Source organism: Hymenobacter frigidus, assembly GCF_014640435.1.
Taxonomy (GTDB): Bacteria; Bacteroidota; Bacteroidia; order Cytophagales; family Hymenobacteraceae; genus Hymenobacter; species Hymenobacter frigidus.
Genome location: NZ_BMGY01000064.1, coordinates 1 through 19,003, shown reverse-complemented (window position 1 = coordinate 19,003; position 19,003 = coordinate 1). Strand labels below are relative to the sequence as shown.

Sequence of the window (19,003 nt, the reverse complement as noted above, 5' to 3'; positions counted from 1 at the left end):
CCCGTCCCAACCCAGGCCACATAAACCGTGCAGGCTTCGAAAAATACTGCATTTCAGTCGGCCAGGCCGTTTTCTGCCCGTCAATAGATTCAAACTGTATCAGAACCGAACGGTCAACTGTATCAAAACCGGACGCTCGGCGGAAGCTGGCAACCAGGACGTAAAATCAGACCGCTGATTAGCAATAGTTTGTGATAAAGGCACCGTTCTTGGCACCTGCGGTCACTAGCTTGTTGCTGCTATTCCCTGCGCCAAACCGAATGGATGTCCTGATACCGAAGAAAAAGTGGTCGTTTGTCACCCGCTGGTGGTGGTTGGGGGCCCTGGTGCTGGCGGGCACGGGAGTGGCTGGCCTCTACTGGCCCCGGCCGGGCCAGCGGTTGCACGTCGCGGCCAGCCGGCTGACCATCAGTCCCGTTACGCGGGGTAACTTTCAGGAATTCACGGCCATCGACGGGGTGGTGCAGCCGCTGCGCACCGTGTACCTGGACGCAGTGGAGGCCGGCACGGTGCAGCAGGTACTGGTGGAAGAAGGCACGACCTTGACGGTGGGCCAGCCGTTGCTGCGGCTAGCTAACCCCGACCTGCAGCTGGAAATGGTGAACCGCGAAACGGCCGTGTACGACCTGATGAACAACCTGCGCAACACCCGCAACCAGCTGCTGCAAAACCGCATTCTGCGCCAAAACCAGCTAGCCGACATCGACTTTCAGCTGGCCGAGGCCCGGCGGGTATTTGACACCAATCAGGTGCTGTACGACCAAAAGGTGATTGCGCGGCAGGACTACTTGCAGAGCCAGAACGCCTACCGCTACCAGGTGCGCCGGCGGCAGCTGACGCAGCAGACCCTGCGCCAGGATTCGGTGACCATGCAGCAGCAACTGGGCACCATGCAGGAATCGGTGCGGCGCATGACCAGCAACCTGGCCCTGATGCGGCGCAAGCTGGACGACCTGCTGTTGCGGGCCCCGGTCGGCGGGCGTCTCAGCTCGCTGGCCGCGGAAGTGGGCGAGGCCAAAACGCGGGGGCAGCGCCTGGGGCAGATTGACGCGCTGGCGGGCGTAAAACTACACGCCGCGGTGGACGAGTTTTACATTGCCCGCATCGGAGCCGGTCAGGTGGGCGAAGTGGTGGTGGATGGCCAGGCGTATGCCTTGCGCGTGACCAAAATCTTCGCTCAAGTGGCCAAAGGCCTGCAAATCGATTTGGCCTTTACCGGTACCCCGCCACCAGGCCTGCGGCGGGGCCAAACCCTGCCCATCCGGCTAGCGCTGAGTGCGAAGGCCCCGGCGGTGCTGCTGCCCAAAGGCGGCTTTTACCAGCAAACCGTGGGCAATTGGGCCTTCAAGCTGGGGGCCGACGGTAGCCGGGCCCAGCGGGTGGCCATCCGGCTGGGGCGGCAGAACCCCGACTACTACGAAGTGCTGGCGGGCCTGCAACCCGGCGACCGGGTCGTAACCTCCAGCTACGAAGGCTACGCCGGCCAGCAGGAACTGGTGCTGGATAACCACCAGCCATAGGATTTTTAATAACTACTTGACTCTAAAGAACTGATGCTCATTATTAAGACCGAAAACCTGGAAAAGGTGTACCGCACCGAGGAGGTGCAAACCAAGGCGCTGAACCACGTCTCGCTAACGGTGGAGCAGGGGGAGTTTGTGGCCATCATGGGCCCCTCGGGCTGCGGCAAGTCGACGCTGCTCAATCTGCTGGGCCTACTCGACGAGCCCGACGGCGGCAGCCTGCAACTACTGGGCACCGAAACCAGCCGCTACTCGGAGCGCCAGCGGGCCGAGCTGCGCAAGCGCAGCCTGGGCTTCGTGTTTCAGAGTTTCAACCTGATTGATGAGCTGACGGTATTTGAGAACGTGGAACTACCTCTGCGCTACCTCGGCGTGGGGGCCGCCGAGCGGCGGCAACGTGTGGAACAGGTGTTGGAGAAAATGCAGCTGCTGCACCGACGCAACCACTTTCCGCTGCAACTCTCGGGCGGGCAGCAGCAGCGCGTGGCCGTGGCCCGCGCCGTAGTGAACGCCCCGCCGCTGCTGCTGGCCGACGAGCCCACCGGCAACCTCGACTCGGCCAGCGGCCACGACGTGCTCGGGCTGCTGACCGAATTGAACGAAGCGGGCACCACCGTGCTCATGGTCACGCACTCCGAGCACGATGCCCGGTACGCCCGGCGCGTCATCCGCCTGCTCGACGGGCAGGTGGTGCTGGAAAACAGCCGCAGCCAATTCTAACCGCTTTCCTCCCCCTTCGGCCATGCTTCCCTACCCCTTGCTGCTCATTTACCGCAACTTTAAGCGGTTCAAAAGCACGTTCTTTATCAACCTGATTGGCCTCTCGACCGGCCTGGCCGGCGCGCTGCTCGTCTACCTGTGGATAAGCGACGAGCGCAGCTTTGACCGCTACCACGCCCTGGACGGCCGGCTCTACCAGGTGATGGAAAACCGACGCACGGCCGCCGGTATTGCGACCCAAACCGGCACCGTGCCGCTGCTGGCCGAGGCCCTGCGGCGGGAAATGCCGGAGATTGAATTCGTGGCCACCACCACGCCGGTCCCGTTCTTCCCCGCGTTCACGCTGGCGGCGGGCGGTCAGCACCTCACCGCCGTCGCCAAATACGCGGACCCGGCCTTCTTCCAGCTGTTTTCCTACCCCCTGCTGGTGGGCACCCCCGCCACGGTGCTGCGGGATAAACACGCCATTGTGCTCTCCGAGGCCTTGGCAATTAAGCTCTTTCGGTCGCCGCAGAACAGCCTGGGCAAAGCCGTGGAATGGCAAATGGCCGACCGAAAGCAGACCTGCCTGGTGGCTGGGGTGTTTGCCGGGGTGCCCCGCAACTCGTCCGAGCAGTTTGGCTGCGTGCTGCCGTTTGCCTCGTTCAAGGACCAGATGCAGATGAGCGAGACCATCAAGTGGGACGACGACGGCCCCTTCAACACCTACTTGGCCTTGAAGGAGGGCGCCGACCCCGCGCAGTTTCAAGCCAAGCTGGCGGGGTTGCTGAAAACCAAAAGCGCGCAGGCCCAGGCCCGGGGGCGCACGCTGTTTGTGCGGCCGTTCTCAGCAGGGTACCTGCACGGCACCTACGAAAACGGCGTCGCCACCGGGGGGCGCATTGCCTACGTGCGGCTGTTCGCCCTGATTGCCGGGCTCATTCTGGTGATTGCCAGCATCAATTTCATGAACCTGTTTACCGCCAAGGCCTCGCGGCGGGTAAAGGAAGTGGGCATTCGCAAGGCCCTGGGGGCGAGCCGCGCCGCGCTGGTGGGGCAGTACCTGACCGAGTCTGTGGTGATGGCCTTGCTGGCCCTGGTCGTGGCCGTGGGGCTGGTACAGCTCGTGCTCCCGCAGTTCAGCGCGCTGACGGGCAAGCCGCTGGCCTTGCGGTGGGAGCCGCAGCTGGTGGGGGCCAGCCTGGCCCTGGCGCTGGGGACGGGGCTGCTGGCGGGCAGTTACCCCGCGTTCTACCTGTCGGGTTTCCAGCCGGCGGCCGTGCTGAAAGGCAAACTGCCGACCCGGGCCGGCGACGTGTGGACGCGGCAGGGCTTGGTCGTGCTGCAGTTCACGCTCTCGGTGCTGTTCATCGTGGCCGTGGTAGTGGTCAACGCGCAGCTGGCGTTTGTGCAGCGCCAACCGCTGGGCTACGACAAGGCGCACGTGCTCCGCTTTGATACGGGCGGCAAGGCGGCGCGTCAGCAGGCGGCCTTTCTGGCCGAGGTGAAGCAATTGCCCGGCGTCGTGCAGGCGTCCAGCGTCTTGGGCGGCTTCCTGGGGGGGCGCTACGTCGCGGAGATGAGCTGGCGGGTCAAGCGTTTGCCAGTAGCGACGATGCTGGTCAACTACGACCTGGTGGAAACGATGGGCCTGCACCTGGTAGCGGGCCGCAGCTTTGCGCCGCAGTTCCGCGCCGACAGCGCCGCCATCATCGTCAACCAGGCCCTGGTGGCCGGCCTGGGGATGCCGGACCCCGTGGGCCAACGGCTCGATGGGGCCCGCATCGTGGGCGTGGTCCGCGACTTCCACTACGAGTCCCTGCACGAAAAAATCAAACCTCTTCTCCTCCGGCTCGACCCCCAGATTAACACGGTGCTAGTGAAGCTCCAGCCCAACGCGGAGCAGGCCACGATTGCGCGGCTGCAGCAACTGTACGCGGCCTACAACCCCGGCTTTACGCTCGACTACACGTTTCTGGATGCCGACTACCAAGCGCAGTACGTGGCCGAGCGGCGGGTCGCCGTACTCGCCCGCTATTTTGCCGGACTGGCCATCCTCATTTCCGCCCTGGGCCTGCTGGGGCTGGCGGCCTTCACGGCCGAGCGGCGGCGCAAGGAAATCGGCATCCGCAAGGCCCTGGGCGCAAGCGAGCTGAGTATTGTGTGGCTGTTGACAAGCAGCCTGACCTGGCTGGTCGTCATAGCCATCGCGCTGGCGCTGCCCTTGAGCTACCTACTTATGCAGCGTTGGTTGGAAGGCTTTGCCTACCGCGTGGCGTGGCAGTGGTGGTACTTCGCAGCCGCCGGGATGGGGGCCCTGCTCATTGCCTGGCTCACAGTAAGCGTGCAGGCCTGGCGGGCCGCCCGCCGCAACCCCGTGCTGAGCCTGCGAGCAGAATGATAGGGGAATAGGGTGGGCGCTTTGAATCACTAAAAGATTGGCGACCAACCCCGCTACCGTTGTATGCAGGCGGAGGCATGCGCTAAGACCTCTGGTTCCGCACTGTTGACTTTCCGCGACAATCACCAGTCCTCCGATGCCGGTAGCGTTCCTGAGTGACGGTAAACTTCTGCAATCAGCACAGATACTACTGTTGAACTTATGTGAACATACAAGCTTCGCAATGTTCCGCTTGCCTACCCGACCGCAGGTAGCTCGCCCATACTATGGCCAGTATTGGCCTTGGTTAAAAGTTTGGTACAAAGGTTAAACGAGCCGTTGGTTGCCGGTCACCAGGCGTTGCCTGGTTGACGCCCCCACTGCGCGGCGGTGGGGCCAGAAAGGTGCACCTTTCTGGGCCCAACCAAGTATCGTCAGCGGGCGTCGGCACGCCCGTCGAGTGGCCGTCCGTTTAAGCTTTGTACCAAACTTTTAACCAAAGCCGTGGACGTGCAACGGGCGGTCGGCTGCTGGCGGGCGCGCGGCGGCAATGGGGGCGTTGGCGCTGGTTGGGGATTAGTTGGTGGCGTTTAACAGCTTACCCAAGGTGCGGTACAACTCTTCGCCGCGCAGGTTGGTGGCCACGATTTTGCCCTGTGGGTCGAGCAGAAAGTTTTGGGGAACGGACTGGACCCCGTAGTCCAGGGCCACGGCGTTGTTCCAAAATTTCAGGTCGGACACCTGCGTCCACGCCAGGCCGTCTTTCGCGATGGCGCGGAGCCAGGCGTCCCGGCCGCCTTCTTTGTCCAGCGACACGCCGAGGACGGTGAAGCCCTTGTCCTTGAACGCCTGGTAGGCCTTGACGACGCTGGGGTTCTCCTGGCGGCAGGGGCCGCACCAGCTGGCCCAGAAATCAATCAGCACGTACTGGCCGCGCAGGCTGCTGAGCGTCACGGGCACGTGGTAGGGGGTGTTCTGGGTGAAGTCCGGGGCCGTGGCGCCCACGGCGACCCGTTGCAACCGCTGGATGCGCGCCCCGAGGCGCTGGCCGCGCGGGGAGTTCCGCACATCGGCGTGCAGCCCCTGGTACCACGCGGCGTACTGCCCCACGTCGGGGGTGCCCCACTCCAGTTCCTGGAGCACGAACAGGCTGAGCCGCGCGGCGGGGTGGGCCTGCACGTACGCGGCCCGTACCTGCTGCTTTTCGGCCTCAAGGGCTTCGAGGCGGGCGTCGAACTGCTTTGCCTGGGCCGGGTCCTGGCGCAGGGCTTCGGGCTGTGCCCGGTGCTGCCGGCGGAGGGCTTCGGACCGGTCGTCCAGGGCCTTGAGCGGGGCTTGCAGCCGGGCGTAGCCGTCGTTGAGCGGCGTGCCGCGCACGCGGGCTTTCGCGGCCGAGTCGGGCGTGGACCAGGCCACCGTGCCCTGTTCCAGGAAGAAGGGCCGCAGGGTGTAATCCTGCGATTGGCGCTGGGGGGTGCCAAGGTGGCTCAGCACGAGGCTGGCCTGGGTCGGTTCGGGCAAGGTGCCCCGAAATTCGAAGCGGCCGTTTTTTACGGCGCTTGAGTCCAGTACAAACCCGTTGGGAATGCCGTACCGCAGATACGCCTTCGTGACGCCGGCCTTGGCCCCTACGGTGCCCTGCAACACAAAGGTTTCGGGTTGGGCCTGGGCCAGCGCGGGCAGCAGCAGCAAGGCGCTGAAGAGTAGTTTTTTCATGCAATTAGTGGAACGGAATGAGTCGAATGGAGCCGTGCGGGTTGGGTCCGCGCGACGAGTAACGGCCGTGGCGAGCCCCCGTTTCTTGGCTTAAATATAGCGGCGAGCAACGAGGCAGCCACGGCGGAGAAGCGGTGCCCGAAAGGCATGGGTTGGCGGTTCGTCCGGTCGCCCTCCCCCCTAGTGCGGCGCGGTTGTACGGCAGCACGGGCGGCGGTGGCACGTCGCGGGCCTCGCCCCCGGCCCCGCAGGCCTCGCCATTAGTCTTTCGGGGGTTCGGCGAGGGCCTGTTCGATGGCGGCCACGGCTGCCGCCCCGTCCGAAGGACGCGGGGCCGCCGCCAGCCGGATGCGGCCGTCGCGGCCAATCAGCAGGTAGGTCGGGTACGCCCCCACCTGGTAGGCCGTTGGCACGGCCGCGTCGGCGCTGCGCAATTGCACCTGCCCCAGCGCCGTGAGGCGCTCCGCGGCCAGTACCTGTTGCCATTTCTGTTCGGGGTCGTTCACCGCCACGGACACAAACACGACCCCGCGCCCGGCGAATTGTTGCGCGAGGCGGACGCTGGCGGGCAGTTCCTGCCGGCACGGGGCGCACCAGGTCCCCCAAAAGTCGAGGTACACCACCTTGCCCCGAAAGTCCGCCAGCGAGACGGGGCGGCCTTCGTGGTTCGCCAAGGTGAACGGCGGCGCCGGCTGGCCGGGCTGCAGGCGCTGCTGGGCCAGTAGCAGCTGGCGCATGGTGCGGAGCAGGAACGTGTCCCGGGTGTGGGCCTGGAACGCGGGGTACGCCGCGAACACGGCCGGCAGGTTGTCGCGCAATTGGAAGGTGAGCACCTGGTACAGTGCCCAGTCGCGGGCCCGCCCGGGGCCCAGGTCGGCCGTGGCTAGGGCGTAGAGCCGGCGCGCGGCGGCCGGGTCCGCGCGCAGCGGGCCGTCGGGCAGCAGCCGGCCGCCGTACGCGCTGAGGAAGCGCAGCACCGGTTCCCGCGTCGCCTGCGCGTCGAGTTGGGGGCGGGGCAGTTGCCGCAGAAAATCGTAGTAGCCCGCCGGCAAGGCCGCGGCCTGCTTGGCGACGGCGCGGCGGTACCCGGGGTAGTCGAGCAGGACGCGGGCCCGCTCCAGGTCAATGTCCAACGCCGCTTGCCGCTGAAACGCGGGGGGCAACGGGTGCGCGGCCGCGTAGGCCGCCAAGAAGGCCCGCTGTTGCCGGCGAAAGGCATCGGCCACGCGCCGCATGTGGGCCGGTGTCGTCGCCGGGGTCATCTGTTGCTGCGGGTGCGGACGCGCGGGGCTTCCCTGAAATCGCCACAGGGCCTGGGCCAGGTAGTTGTTGGCGGCGGCCCCGCGCCCGGTGTAGCGCACGGTTTCGTCAAAGCGCGGGAAGTCCAGCGCGAGGCGCAGCTGGTCCCCGGGCCGGAGGTAAAGGGGCGTGCGCTGGCGGGCGTACGAGAGGGACGCCGCCGAAGCGCTCCGCAGCCCCGCGACCACCAAACGAAAATCGCCGGTGGGGCCCAGGGGCGTTTTGACTTGCTGGTTGCCGTACCACAACCGCACGGTGTCGCCGGCAGGCGCGTGGTCGAGGTGGCCACTGACGACTGTGGCGCCGGGCGGGTGTTGGAGCGGCATCGGGCGGGCAGCGGTGGACTGTGCCTGCGCCGCCGCAATCAGGCACCAGCAATACAAGAAACGCATGGAGGTAGAATTAAGATGTAACCACACACAAGCGCACGTGCGCTTGTGGGCGTAACCCGGCAAAAGGAGTTCACCCGCCGCCCATTGGTTGCAAGGAGGCAACACCGGCGCAAAAGGGCAAGGGGCAATGCCCTTTCCAGCAAGGGGCCATCGTGCAAAAGGGCACTGCTGGAGAGGCAAGAAATCACGGCGTCCGTCCATGCCACCTTGACCCGCGTCAACGACGAACTGGGAAGCATTCCCCCGACGTCGGACCGGTGGTCCGGTGAAGCCGTGGCGCACGACCCGCCCGGGGAACGGTTCCGCGAGGCGGCCCGGGCCATTCTGGTCCTACTCGGGGAACCCTACCTGGACCCTCCGTTCGGTGAACGGCAGAAATCAGCCTGGCACCTGGTGGCCAGCTGGTCCCAATAGGGCCGGGAGAGTTTACGAAACTCGTCTACGATTCAAAGTTTACGAAATGCGCCGAAGGGATGAGTTTCGTAAACTCGCAACCAGCTGCTTTCTGGCTCTAGTCAAACAGGATTTTGGGGGCAGTGGGGAAGTGCAACTACTCCTTCCCTTGTCTGAGTTTCGTCCCTTCACATAATAGAAGAATCTTACGCCACTCCTTTCCTTCATTGACCTAAATTAAGAGGTCATATCTGAACATAGGATAAGAGTAGTTATACGCGCCGTCACGGAATCAGTGTGGGTTTTGCCCCCAATGCCCCTAGCCTCCAATTGTAGTACTTTCCTTATAAGCATTACGTAGCTACCTTTCACGCTCCTTATACCTACCAGTGGCACCACCTCACTGCCCACGCCCTAGTAGCTGCCCTTGCTTCTCATGTGGACTTCTACCCGCACGCGCTTACGCCGCCTGGAGGCGGCCTGGCACCAGCCGGCTGCGCGCTCCCCCCACTTCTCCTTGGTGGCCCGCTACTACGACCACGTGCAGCACGAGCCCGCGTACCAGCGCCTGCCGGACCAAACCTGGGAGGACCTGAACGGCGAATTGCTCTTTGGACTGCTCGATGCGACGGTGAGCCCGGTCGGCCAGCAGTGCCTCTACCACCGCCTGCGCAGCCCGCTCGCCGACGAGGCCGCCTTGCACGAGTTTGATGCCGCCGCGGACCTGCTGGCGCAAGACCCCACGGCCCGCGGACAAGCGTTGCTCGCCCTCGACCAGCTGACGGCCCACGAGGCGTACTACTTGGCCGATTTGCTTACTGGGCAGCCCCTGCCCCCGTTGCCCGGCGCTCGCTTCGCGCCGTGGCTCGCGCTGGGGCTGTTGACCACGTTGCTCGGGGGCTTTTGGCTCCCCGTCCTCTGGTTAGGTACGCTTGCGTTTGCCCTCACCAATGCGGTGTTTCACTTCTGGCAGCTCAAGCGGATTCGGAACTGTATTCGCCCGCTGCTGCAATTGGGCCGCTTGCGTCGGGCGGGCCAGGCGCTGCACCGGGCGGCCCTGCCCCTGCGGCCGTTGCCGCCGCTGGCCGAGCCCCTGGCCCGGCTGAGGGCCATCATGTGGCAAGTAGCGTTCTTTCAGGTAGAAGACAACTTGCTCGTGCTCAGCCTACTCAAGATGCTGCTGCTGCTCGACGTGCTGGTGTATGCCCGTTGCCGGGTGGCCGTGCAGCAGCAGGCGCCCGCGATTCGGACGGTCTTTGAGGCCGTTGGCTACGTCGATTGCGCCCTGGCGGTGGCCAGCTTCCGCCAGCGCCACGCCACCTGCGTGCCGCACTTTGGGCCGGCCGCCGAGGGCATCCAGTTGCACGCCGGCTACCACCCGCTGGTGCCGGGGTGCGTGCCCAACGACCTGACCCTGGCCGGGTCGGGGGTACTGCTCACTGGCTCGAACATGGCAGGCAAGACCACCTTTATGCGCACGCTGGGCGTGAACGCCCTGCTGGCCCAAACGATAGCGACGTGCCCGGCCACCGCCTACCGCGCCCCTTTTTGCCGGGTGCTCACCAGCCTCAGCCTGGCCGACAGCCTACCCACGGGCAAAAGCTATTACCTGGTCGAAGCCGAAACCGTGCGGCAGCTGCTGCGGGCCTGCGACGCGGCCCCCGGCAGCTACCTGCTGCTGCTGGACGAGCTGTTCAAAGGCACGAATACGCAGGAGCGCATCGCCGCGAACAAGGCCGTGCTGGCCTACTTGCAGCCGCGCAGTTGGGTCGTGGCGGCCACCCACGACGGGGAGTTGGGCGCGCTCTTGCAATCGGGCTACGTCGAATACCACTTTTGCGAGACGGTCACGGCGGAAGACTGGTACTTCGACTTCCGCCTCAAAGCCGGTCCGCTGACCACGCGCAATGCCATTCGGTTGTTGGCGCGCTTGCACTACCCGGCGCAAGTGGTCGCCGACGCGCAGGCGCTCAGTGCCACGCTGGCGACCCGGGCGCAAGCAACCCGGCCGGGAGAACTTCGTTCGGTGGCGGATTCGACCAGGTGGGAGGAGAATTTAGTAGGCTAAATTGCTCATTGTAAAGATGGTATTCTGCATCGAGCGCAGTTTTTACATGCTGTAAACGACCGTGGCTGTTGCAGAACTCTCCGGGCAACCCAAAAACAGCGTCGGCGAGCAGCCAGGGCCAAGCCTAAGGCGCCTAGAGCTGCCTTTTTAGCGTGGCGTGGCTCGCTGAGCCCTCGTAAAACGGGATTGCAGCGACTTCTGCAACAGCCACGACCGTTCACAACATGTAAAAGAGGGTCCTGCCTTGAACGACCTCTGTTCAACGTAAAGAGCGCATTTGTTGCGCGAGCCGGGTGTTAGATTCGTGACATGAGAAAGCTACTTCTGGTGAGTGCCTGCTTCCTGACGCTGGCAGGAGCTCCTTTCCCCACGAGGGCCAGCGAGCCGAGCGTCGTCGTCGTCCGCATTGTAGACGACGGCGGTCATGTCTACCTGGCCCTTTTGGGTCCCAAGGGCGCCAGCAAGTGTTCGAGTTCAAAGCGCAGGCGTCGCTGCTAAACACAAAAGGCTTTCTGAGTAACCTGCAGGCCGCCAGCAAGGGCTACCAGAGCGTTCTGGAGACGCTCTACCGGGAGGGGTATGAGTTAAAGAGCACCCTGCTCAACCCTACCACCCTCATCTTGGTCAAGCCCGGATAGGCTTTACCCAAAGGGTCGTGGCTGTTGCAGAACTCATTAAATGGCTCAATTCGGGCCTGCTTCAGTTTATGTGATGGGGCAAAAGGCCTGTTTGAGCGCATTGTGGGCCCGCTTCAAGCTCTGGACCGCCGGTTTGCCGGGTCAAATCGGAGTTCTGCAACAGCCACGGTCCGATGAGCGAAAGGAGCATAAGCGCGCCAAAAGACCCACTAGCTGGGCGGCGCCGGTACGCGACGCCGGCCGGAGCGCGTTTGCATAGGCAAGCACCACCCGCCCCGCCGCATCTTTTGTCCCGCTTTTGGGTTTGCATCACATGATCCATTACCTGAAAAATAGCCTGGCCGGTCTGCTACTGCTGGCTTCCTGCGCCGAGCCGCCCGCCGAGGCCCAGCAAACGCTTCCCCCACCCGTAGTCCGTTCCACGGCCGGGGCCGCGCCCGCCGACACGCAGGGGCTCGCCGTGGCCACGTTCGCCGGGGGCTGCTTTTGGTGCACCGAGGAAGTGTTCGAAGAGGTAACAGGCGTGCACGCCGTCGTATCCGGCTACAGCGGAGGCCCCGAAGCCAACCCCACCTACGAGCAGGTGGGCCGAGGCGAAACCGGCCACGCCGAGGCCATTGAGGTGTACTACGACCCCCAATTCGTCCGCTACGCCACGCTGGTAGAGGTGTTTTTCCGGGCCGCCCACGACCCGACGACCCGCGACCGCCAAGGGCCCGACGCCGGGGCGCAGTACCGCTCCGTGGCGTTTTACCGCACGGCGGCGGAGAAAACAATTATCGACGACGCCATTGCGCGCGTGAATGCCAGCCGGCAGTACCCCCGCCCCGTCGTCACCCAGGTGGTCGCCTTCAAGCAGTTTTGGCCCGCCGAGGGCTACCACCAAGGCTATTACCGCCTGCATCCGGAGTCGGAGTACGTGCAGCGCGAGTCGACCCCCAAAGTGGAGGCGTTTCGCCGCAAATTCCCGAAACTGCTGAAAAGTCCATTATAAGGAGCCAAATACTGAACTGGGCAAGCTTAGGAGTGGACTTGCAGTCCTTGCATAAAGTGAATGTCAGTTCCGTTCACCCGGATGTATATGCCCTCCGGAACATTCTCTGCCGTCACAATCACTTCTTTGTGTAAAGCACAAGAAATGGTGACTAAATAAGCCATGAGCCGCTCATGGTCGGCCACCGATTGAATCTGGGAAGGGTCGATATCCTGCTCAATCTCCAGATAAGTGAAGAAATGGCACTTGACCTCCACCTGTTCCAAGAACACGGTGCACCAACTCGTAAGCGTTCCTTCCCCCGCCTCCCACCGGCTATCGATGTAGGCGACGTCAATCGCGTCCATCGTCTGGTCTTCTTGGTAATCGACCGCGCCCCAGCGGACAGGGTAATGCCGGTTGACACACGTCATCCAATGGCGCCAATCTTCGCGAGTGGTATCGAGCACATAGATGTCGCGCCACGAACCATCAAGTTCATACACCCCTGCTCTCAATTCTTCCCAGGTTGGCATGTCGTTCGTGTCTTAAGGGAGCGGGAGGGCAAATATTGCGAATGCTAGAAGAGCAGCTCTTCAGCCGCCTGCGCGTTCAGTCAAACGGTAACAAGGTAAACGCGCTCTGTTCAAAAATAGGAGGGTCTAGATGTCCTGTGCACTGGGGGAGGGAATCTCAGAGAAGGTCCACTTCCTGGCTGGTAATTTTTTGGCAGTCCAGGTGCAAGGCAGGCAAATGGTCAAGTGACCGGCGAGTCGGCCATGCCCGTTGCCTGTGACCCGAACACCCTCGTGGTTACCAAAAAGGGACTGTTGATTTCTGAAAACCGGTTCATGTCGCAGGCTTACGATAAAAAACTCCTGAAATACCGACTGTTTCACATCAATTTGCCCAAATGAAGCCGTGCTACCGAGTGGGGTTGTCGTTGCTCTTGCTTGTTGCTTCAGCGTGCGGCAACAACGAAACGCCCGCAACCCAGAAAGAAGACATTTTTAAAAAATACCTGCGCACCCGGTTCAATAAGAGCTTCAAGGCGGGGCACACGTACATCGTTATCCCGGAACTGGGCTGTGGCAGCTGCAGCACCAACGCCTTGCGGTACATCGCGCAAAAAGGGTATTGCCTCAACACCTCCCTGGTGGTCTCCCGGTCAATAAAAAGAATCTCCGCCGCAGAGGCAAAGGCCATGGGCCGCGCCGTGGAAGAAATCATTGCGGACACGACCTTTGACGGAATCAACACGTTGGATAGGCTCCAGCTTCCGTTCAACTCGTTCACGGAGATTGTGGAGTCCAGGCAGGACACGGTGCTCTACACCGCATTTGACAACACCAACTACGAAACCGTGCTTGACAGGATTTCTTGTCGTAAGTAGGGCACTGCAACGATTCTTCCGGCACCCGACCGAAAGCGCACCGTATCCGTGCCTGAGAGCGTCACCGGCGAATATTGCCGCGGCGTTCCTTCGCGGACGAACACGTTAACACCTCCCCCAACCAGCACCCGAAAGATGGAGCGACCTGCCGCCGTTTACAAAAACGGTAGTGCGTTGAACGCGCGCTGTTCAGCTAAGGGCGTGTAACGCTCGAATGCAGCCCAGTCCCACCCCGTAAAGCGGCCGGGGGGCGCCGAAGCCCCTGGCGCGGGGGCACGAATTGCACCGGGCTCGCGGAGGGCACCGGCTAAGGCCGCTGCGCCAGGGCGGCCTCAATGGCGGCGGCGGCTTCGGCGGCGTTGGAGGGACGTGGCGCAACCGGCAGTATAAGGCGGCCGTCGCGCCCGATGAGCACGTACCGGGGGTACGCGTTCACTTGGTAGGCCGCGGGCACGAATTGGTTCGGGCTGCGCACGTGGACGCTGTTTTCTCCAAGCAAGCGGTGAGTGGCCACGGAACGCCGCCACGCGGTTTCCGTGTCGGAAACGTCCACGTAGACGAACACCACGTCCTGGCCGAGAAAGCGGCGCCGCAGCGCCACGCTTGCGGGCATTTCTTCCAGGCACGGCTTGCACCACGTGCCCCAGAAGTCCAAATAGACCACTTTCCCCCGCCATTGTTCCAGGGAAGTGGGTTGCCCCGCGTGGTCGGCGAGGGCGAACCCCGGGGCCACCTGGCCGGGCTGCAGCGCCCGCCGCTGGCTGATTTGCCGGCGCAGGAACTTGGCGCGGGCCGAGTCCTGGTTCCATGTGCGAAAGGCGGGGTACGCCGCCAGCGCGCCGGCCCAATTGCCTTCGACTTGCAGTTGCCGGTCGATGAACAGCAGCATGGCCTCGTCGGCGGCCACCTGCCCCAGCTCGGCGATGGCCCGGGCGTAGAGCCGCTCCGCGTCCGCCGGGTCTGCGCGCAACTGGCCGTCCGGCACCAAGCGAAACGAGTACGCCAGCAAGACCCCCATCACCAACCCGTTGTCTTCGGCGCCCAAGTCCCGCCGCGGGTAGGGGTCGAGCGTGTGCGGGGGCAACTGCGCCAGGAAGGCGTAGTACGCGTCGGGGAACGCGGCCTGTTGGCGCGTCAAGCGGTTGTGCAGCGCCGGGTATTCGAGCAACGCCAGCGCCCACTCCAAATCGATGTGCACCGCGGCCGCGGCCCGAAACGCGGGCGGCAGCGGGTGCGACAGGGCCCACGCGGCCAGGAACGCGTGGCTTTTCGCGCGAAAGGCATCGGCGCACCGGCGCATCTGTTCCGGGGTGAAAGCGATTGCCTCGTCGTCCCGGGGCCGCGGCCCGGCCTCGGCGGGACCGTACTTGAATTGCCACAGCGACCGGGCCAGGTAATTGTTGGCGTTGGCGCCGTCCCCCGTGTAGCGGAGGGTTTCGTCGAAGCGGGCGTAGTCCAGCGTCATCGTGAGGTGGTCGCCCGGGGTCAGGTACACGCGGGTGCGTTGTCCGGCGCATTCCACCTCCGCCGGCGTGCCGACGGCGACGTCCCGCAGGGTAAACTCAAAGTCCCCCGCGCGGCCGAGCGGGGCCTTCACCCGCCCGCGGCCGAAGTGCGTGAGGTAGGCGAGCCGCACGGTGTCGCCGGCCGGCGCGTGCGCGAAATGGCCGCGGAGAACGACCGGGGCCGGAGGGGGGCCTTTGGTCGCGGAAGGACGGGCGGCGGCGGCAGGATTTTGGGCCAGGGCGAGGCCCGGGACCAGCCACAGGACGCCGGCGAGGAACGGGTGCATCGGGAAGGGGAAAAAAAGGCAGAAGCGGGCCACCAGTAACGTCACGCCAATGTACTAAAAGGTTAGGTTGAGGCCTCGTGCACCCGCTGTCCCACTGCAATGAACCGTATTCGGCTCGGCTCCGCGGTCTTTAGGTAGCACCCAGGCACCTGACGCGCCAGTACTTGAGTTTGCGAAAACGTTACTGCCGTGAACGTGCTTCGTATAGTTGAAGGAGGGTTGATTTGGTTAAGGCATCACGACGCGCGGGTGCGGCAAGCGCTCGTGCGGGTCGTATTGCGCGCCCAAGTCTGCGGCGTCTTGTTCCACGGTGGTCGGAAAGCCCAGCTGTTGGCGGTAGTGGTTGACCCGCGCCGGCTGCTGAATGGGCCACATGACCCGGGTGCCGTCCTTGCGCACCCAGTTGGCCGTTTGCGTGCCGTAGCGCTGCTTCTTGCCGGACAACATCCGCACGCGGTCCTCCATCATCGCCGCATCCGTGGCCCACGCCTCGCCGTGCCGGGCCAGCCGGCGCAGGGCCGGCAGGTACTGCGTCATCAAGGCGCGGCTGGAATGTTGCACGACCAGGAACACCGTGCCGGCCGCGGTGTCGCCCACCTGGCTGCGGGCCGGCCAGCCCGTGGTGGCCAGCAGGCGGCGCACGTACACTTGGTTCACCGAATCCGTGGCGTGCATTTGCTTGAATAACGGCCCGGCGGCCGGCGAGTCCAGGCCCACGGCCGTGAGGTCTTCCCGAATCTGCTGGTCGCGGTGGCGGATGCGGTGCAGTTCCTGCCGAATGGCCGCGTAATCGGGGACAGTGGGCAGGCGGGCCGTTTGACAGCTGGCGAGCAGCCCGGCCGTTACCCCGATAAATAAAGTGTGGCGCATGGCGGCAAAGGTCGGTTGCCCGACAGAATGTTGGCCACCAAGCAAACGGCCCTGCTTGGTACGACCGGGACCCTTTGGCTGCGTTCATTCACAAAAACGGTAGTTATTTAGCAGCATTAGCTTCTTTTCCATCAACTACTCTCCATGTTAAAGCGCTTACTTGCAGCAGGTAGCTTGCTCCTACTAACGGGTTGTGTTGTACAGTCAGCTAGCGTGAGCGAACATGGGTTTTATATTCCCCAAAATCTGACTGAAGCCAACGCGCAATTAGACATAGTGCTCACGCCAAAAGCGCGCAAGAAGTTTGGCGGTTTACAGGACAGCAGTTTGCGGTATGTGAGCTTGGAGATATTTGGCGAATGGGACCAGGATAGTAGTAGCCGCCTGACGCGATATCTGAACCGCTATGTGCAGCCCCAGTACCAAGAGTGGCCTTACTTCGATTGGCAAGTCCGGCAACACCTGATTTTGCTGTCTTACCTGCGGTATTTGCAGCAGCGACCCTTTGACGTAGCCGTAGAGGCCCAGCGTTTTTATGCGCAGGCGGACTCGGCCACCCGGTTGGCGGAGCGTGTTCGACAAGCAAATCTGGTTGCCGACTCGATTCAGGGCGTTTATATCCCGCGTAACCTACGTGAAAGCTTCGCCCAATTAGACCGCCTGCTACCCGATACCGTCAAGCAACGTTTGCGACATCCCGACCCTAGCTATGGGTTAGGAGACTTTCATATGGGCCTGGGACGATGGATGCGCAACAATTGGCAGTTGTGGGGTGGGTCCCGGTTACAACAGTATCTAGAAGCTTTGGGAGTCGAGCACCCGGATAATATGTCCGGCGTTATCCTCGCTACCTACAGTGATTATCTGAATGGCCGGCCATTGGACGAGCAAGCGCTCCGGGCAGCGTATGCGCCGCCTGTTCGTAGCACTCAGACCGCAACATCCGTTGCTTCCCAAGCAGTGGTGGTCAAGGGGAGCCCGCTAGCGGACCACCCGAAGCGGCGCAAACGAAAAGAGTATACGGAGGAATATCGCCGTTTTTTTCGTCGGCGCCGCATTGATGATTTTCACGAGTTGCCTTGGGGAGCGTACGGCATACCAGGCGAGATAGAACAAGTTCCCTAGTAGGGAGCCTCTAGAGTACGTTGGCTAATAAGCGTTTGACGCCCATTGGGTGGAAAGCCTTTCCGCGCCGGGTCGTGTAGCCCGACTGATTGAGCTGCGCCGCAATAGCTCGCAGATTGGCTCCCGTAGCCCGCAACAGTGCCGCCAGCTGGGCCGCCTGCCGGTTGTTGACATTGGTCTGGGCATTCGCCTGACGTGCTAACAAGCCCTTGAGCTTGGCCTCGTCGGTTAGGTTAGCTGGGGTACCCAGGGTAAAGCCTCGCGCTTTCTTGGCCGCCAAGGCCTCGCGGGTGCGGGAGGAAATGGCGGCCGCTTCCTTCTGGGCGACGGCGGCCAGGATGTGCAGGGTGAACTCGTCGGCGGCGGGCAGGTCCACGGCCTGAAAGCGCACCCGGCTTTCCATCAGCGTGGCCAGGAAGGCCACGTTGCGGGCCAGGCGGTCGAGCTTGGCCACGAGCAGCACCGCGCCTTCGCGCTGGGCCAGGGCGAGGGCGGCCGCCAGCTGGGGTCGGGCGCTCTTGCGCCCGCTCTCCACTTCAACGAAGTCGGCCACGCGCACGGCGTCACTTGGCAGGAAGCGGAGCACGGCGGCTTGCTGGGCTTCGAGGCCCAGGCCGGACTGGCCCTGGCGGGCGGTGCTCACGCGGAAGTAGGCGACGTACTTGCTCATCGGGGGCAAAGCTACGCCCCTATTTGATGCTTGTCACGTTTTGTAAACGTTCGTTTAACAAACGCGACACCCGCGACCGCGACCCGGTCCAAGCCGCGGACTATTACCGCCGCTGCATCGTGTTCTCCGAAACGGTACAGCTCACGACCGGCTATTACGTGTTCGCCCACGCGGCCCTGGCCCGCCTCACGGCTCAGCAGCAGGATGTGGCCGCCGCCTGCCGCTACTACGCCGTGGTCGTGGACAAGGCCGGCAAGCACACGACCCAGTACGCGGAAGCCCGGGCGTACCTGCACCACCACGCCTTCTCTAAAAGCTTATGACCACCCAGTCATCTTCATCCCAAGCAGTTACATCACGAACTTCCTAGCGGGTTATTCCCGAACCTTTCCCCAATTCTTTCTGTCGCATTTCAACCCCGACGGCACCCGCGTAACGAGCTGTATTATCCCACGTGCTCTCCTGCACCTCAATATTCGGCGAATTCTTGCAACGGTCAAGCGTAGAGTTAATGTTGTTAATGGCAGGCACGTACGTATGGTAGCACACGCGCAAGGTGACCTGTCCATCTTCCGTGCACGTCGGCTTGCTCACATATGCCCCCGCATTTCGCAATTCGGCGGCCACCCGCTCGCCGCGTGCTAAGCCCGTTTTCGCGTCCAGAATAAGGATGTGGGCTTGATTAAATTGCCCCTCCCGTTCGGGCCAGTCAGCCCGGTCTGCGGAAGAGTGTTTGCCAGACGGGTTCCATGCATGCACCTGTTCCCGTACGATACTGGTATCGGAGGCCTGTACAGCATTAAGCACCGCCGTTGCTTTCTCTAAATTAGGCATGTTCGGGTTGAATCGATAGGGCAACAGCGCGGAAGCTAACTGGCCTGGAGTCGGGGGCACAATTGCTCTCACCTCAGCCCCGGCCTTAATCAACGCCGCACGGACAGCGCTCATCCGCGCCTCGCTCGTTCGCTCTTCACTATCCATTAAACAAATCGTACCGTATTGCCAAGCCACGGCGGGCGCGGCCACGGCGGGCGCGGCCACGGCGGGCGCGGCCACGGCGGGCGCGGCCACG

16 protein-coding genes are annotated in these 19,003 nt (G+C 63.3%); 9 read left to right on the top strand and 7 right to left on the bottom strand.

What is annotated here, in order from left to right; all coding sequences use genetic code 11:
* Positions 1-260 precede the first annotated feature (260 nt).
* From IEW17_RS19440 to IEW17_RS19430, 3 genes are read left to right on the top strand one after another with little or no spacing between them, the layout of a single operon-like run.
* The gene (locus IEW17_RS19440; RefSeq protein ID WP_188563725.1) at positions 261-1,520 is read left to right on the top strand and encodes an efflux RND transporter periplasmic adaptor subunit; all 1,260 of its coding nucleotides are present in this window, start codon (positions 261-263) and stop codon (positions 1,518-1,520) included.
* Positions 1,521-1,559: 39 nt separating this feature from the next.
* On the top strand, positions 1,560-2,243 hold the full coding sequence (locus IEW17_RS19435) for an ABC transporter ATP-binding protein (RefSeq protein WP_022821726.1): 684 nt from the start codon (positions 1,560-1,562) through the stop codon (positions 2,241-2,243).
* 22 nt (positions 2,244-2,265) lie between these two features.
* A complete protein-coding gene (locus IEW17_RS19430) occupies positions 2,266-4,623 on the top strand; it encodes an FtsX-like permease family protein (RefSeq protein WP_188563724.1) in 2,358 nt (785 codons plus the stop codon).
* A 555-nt stretch (positions 4,624-5,178) separates the two neighbouring features.
* On the opposite strand, the gene IEW17_RS19425 is transcribed toward IEW17_RS19430, so the two are convergent.
* Both IEW17_RS19425 and IEW17_RS19420 read right to left on the bottom strand, forming a co-directional pair.
* Positions 5,179-6,318 (bottom strand): TlpA disulfide reductase family protein, encoded by a 1,140-nt coding sequence (locus IEW17_RS19425; protein ID WP_229749153.1) that lies wholly within the window; start codon positions 6,316-6,318, stop codon positions 5,179-5,181.
* Between the two features lie 260 nt (positions 6,319-6,578).
* A complete protein-coding gene (locus IEW17_RS19420) occupies positions 6,579-8,009 on the bottom strand; it encodes a TlpA family protein disulfide reductase (protein WP_188563723.1) in 1,431 nt (476 codons plus the stop codon).
* Positions 8,010-8,838: 829 nt separating this feature from the next.
* Here IEW17_RS19420 and IEW17_RS19415 point away from each other — a divergent pair.
* From IEW17_RS19415 to msrA, 3 genes are all read left to right on the top strand, one after another.
* Positions 8,839-10,470 (top strand): MutS-related protein, encoded by a 1,632-nt coding sequence (locus tag IEW17_RS19415; protein ID WP_188563722.1) that lies wholly within the window; start codon positions 8,839-8,841, stop codon positions 10,468-10,470.
* 464 nt (positions 10,471-10,934) lie between these two features.
* Entirely contained in the window at positions 10,935-11,108 is a 174-nt protein-coding gene (locus IEW17_RS19410; protein ID WP_188563721.1) for a hypothetical protein, read from the top strand.
* Positions 11,109-11,421: 313 nt separating this feature from the next.
* Complete coding sequence (gene msrA, locus IEW17_RS19405) at positions 11,422-12,102, top strand: peptide-methionine (S)-S-oxide reductase MsrA (protein ID WP_188563720.1); 681 nt, start codon at positions 11,422-11,424, stop codon at positions 12,100-12,102.
* Positions 12,103-12,128: 26 nt separating this feature from the next.
* On the opposite strand, the gene IEW17_RS19400 is transcribed toward msrA, so the two are convergent.
* Entirely contained in the window at positions 12,129-12,617 is a 489-nt protein-coding gene (locus IEW17_RS19400) for a hypothetical protein (protein WP_188563719.1), read from the bottom strand.
* Positions 12,618-12,994: 377 nt separating this feature from the next.
* On the opposite strand from IEW17_RS19400, the gene IEW17_RS19395 reads away from it, so the two are divergent.
* On the top strand, positions 12,995-13,474 hold the full coding sequence (locus tag IEW17_RS19395) for a hypothetical protein (RefSeq protein WP_188563718.1): 480 nt from the start codon (positions 12,995-12,997) through the stop codon (positions 13,472-13,474).
* Positions 13,475-13,781: 307 nt separating this feature from the next.
* On the opposite strand, the gene IEW17_RS19390 is transcribed toward IEW17_RS19395, so the two are convergent.
* Both IEW17_RS19390 and IEW17_RS19385 read right to left on the bottom strand, forming a co-directional pair.
* Positions 13,782-15,266 carry a TlpA family protein disulfide reductase gene (locus tag IEW17_RS19390; RefSeq protein ID WP_229749152.1) on the bottom strand — a complete coding sequence of 495 codons (1,485 nt, stop codon included), beginning with the start codon at positions 15,264-15,266 and terminating at the stop codon, positions 13,782-13,784.
* A 228-nt stretch (positions 15,267-15,494) separates the two neighbouring features.
* Complete coding sequence (locus IEW17_RS19385) at positions 15,495-16,136, bottom strand: DUF6624 domain-containing protein (protein WP_188563716.1); 642 nt, start codon at positions 16,134-16,136, stop codon at positions 15,495-15,497.
* 144 nt (positions 16,137-16,280) lie between these two features.
* Here IEW17_RS19385 and IEW17_RS19380 point away from each other — a divergent pair, with 144 nt between their 5' ends.
* The gene (locus IEW17_RS19380; protein ID WP_188563715.1) at positions 16,281-17,261 is read left to right on the top strand and encodes a DUF6794 domain-containing protein; all 981 of its coding nucleotides are present in this window, start codon (positions 16,281-16,283) and stop codon (positions 17,259-17,261) included.
* A 10-nt stretch (positions 17,262-17,271) separates the two neighbouring features.
* Here IEW17_RS19380 and IEW17_RS19375 read toward each other — a convergent pair whose 3' ends face one another.
* On the bottom strand, positions 17,272-17,931 hold the full coding sequence (locus IEW17_RS19375) for a recombinase family protein (protein ID WP_188563714.1): 660 nt from the start codon (positions 17,929-17,931) through the stop codon (positions 17,272-17,274).
* Positions 17,932-17,957: 26 nt separating this feature from the next.
* On the opposite strand from IEW17_RS19375, the gene IEW17_RS19370 reads away from it, so the two are divergent.
* Positions 17,958-18,254 carry a hypothetical protein gene (locus tag IEW17_RS19370; protein WP_188563713.1) on the top strand — a complete coding sequence of 99 codons (297 nt, stop codon included), beginning with the start codon at positions 17,958-17,960 and terminating at the stop codon, positions 18,252-18,254.
* 43 nt (positions 18,255-18,297) lie between these two features.
* Here the strand turns inward: IEW17_RS19370 and IEW17_RS19365 are convergent.
* Positions 18,298-19,003, bottom strand: a 706-nt coding sequence (locus IEW17_RS19365) for a hypothetical protein (protein WP_229749151.1), incomplete at its 5' end; no start/stop codon positions are given.

Coding starts and splice junctions, on each gene's coding strand:
- IEW17_RS19440 (WP_188563725.1), top strand. CDS start 261: ATGGATGTCCTGATACCGAAGAAAAAGTGGTCGTTTGTCACCCGCTGG.
- IEW17_RS19430 (WP_188563724.1), top strand. CDS start 2,266: ATGCTTCCCTACCCCTTGCTGCTCATTTACCGCAACTTTAAGCGGTTC.
- IEW17_RS19425 (WP_229749153.1), bottom strand. CDS start 6,318: ATGAAAAAACTACTCTTCAGCGCCTTGCTGCTGCTGCCCGCGCTGGCC.
- IEW17_RS19420 (WP_188563723.1), bottom strand. CDS start 8,009: ATGCGTTTCTTGTATTGCTGGTGCCTGATTGCGGCGGCGCAGGCACAG.
- IEW17_RS19415 (WP_188563722.1), top strand. CDS start 8,839: ATGTGGACTTCTACCCGCACGCGCTTACGCCGCCTGGAGGCGGCCTGG.
- msrA (WP_188563720.1), top strand. CDS start 11,422: ATGATCCATTACCTGAAAAATAGCCTGGCCGGTCTGCTACTGCTGGCT.
- IEW17_RS19400 (WP_188563719.1), bottom strand. CDS start 12,617: ATGCCAACCTGGGAAGAATTGAGAGCAGGGGTGTATGAACTTGATGGT.
- IEW17_RS19395 (WP_188563718.1), top strand. CDS start 12,995: ATGAAGCCGTGCTACCGAGTGGGGTTGTCGTTGCTCTTGCTTGTTGCT.
- IEW17_RS19390 (WP_229749152.1), bottom strand. CDS start 15,266: ATGCACCCGTTCCTCGCCGGCGTCCTGTGGCTGGTCCCGGGCCTCGCC.
- IEW17_RS19385 (WP_188563716.1), bottom strand. CDS start 16,136: ATGCGCCACACTTTATTTATCGGGGTAACGGCCGGGCTGCTCGCCAGC.
- IEW17_RS19380 (WP_188563715.1), top strand. CDS start 16,281: ATGTTAAAGCGCTTACTTGCAGCAGGTAGCTTGCTCCTACTAACGGGT.
- IEW17_RS19375 (WP_188563714.1), bottom strand. CDS start 17,931: ATGAGCAAGTACGTCGCCTACTTCCGCGTGAGCACCGCCCGCCAGGGC.
- IEW17_RS19370 (WP_188563713.1), top strand. CDS start 17,958: ATGCTTGTCACGTTTTGTAAACGTTCGTTTAACAAACGCGACACCCGC.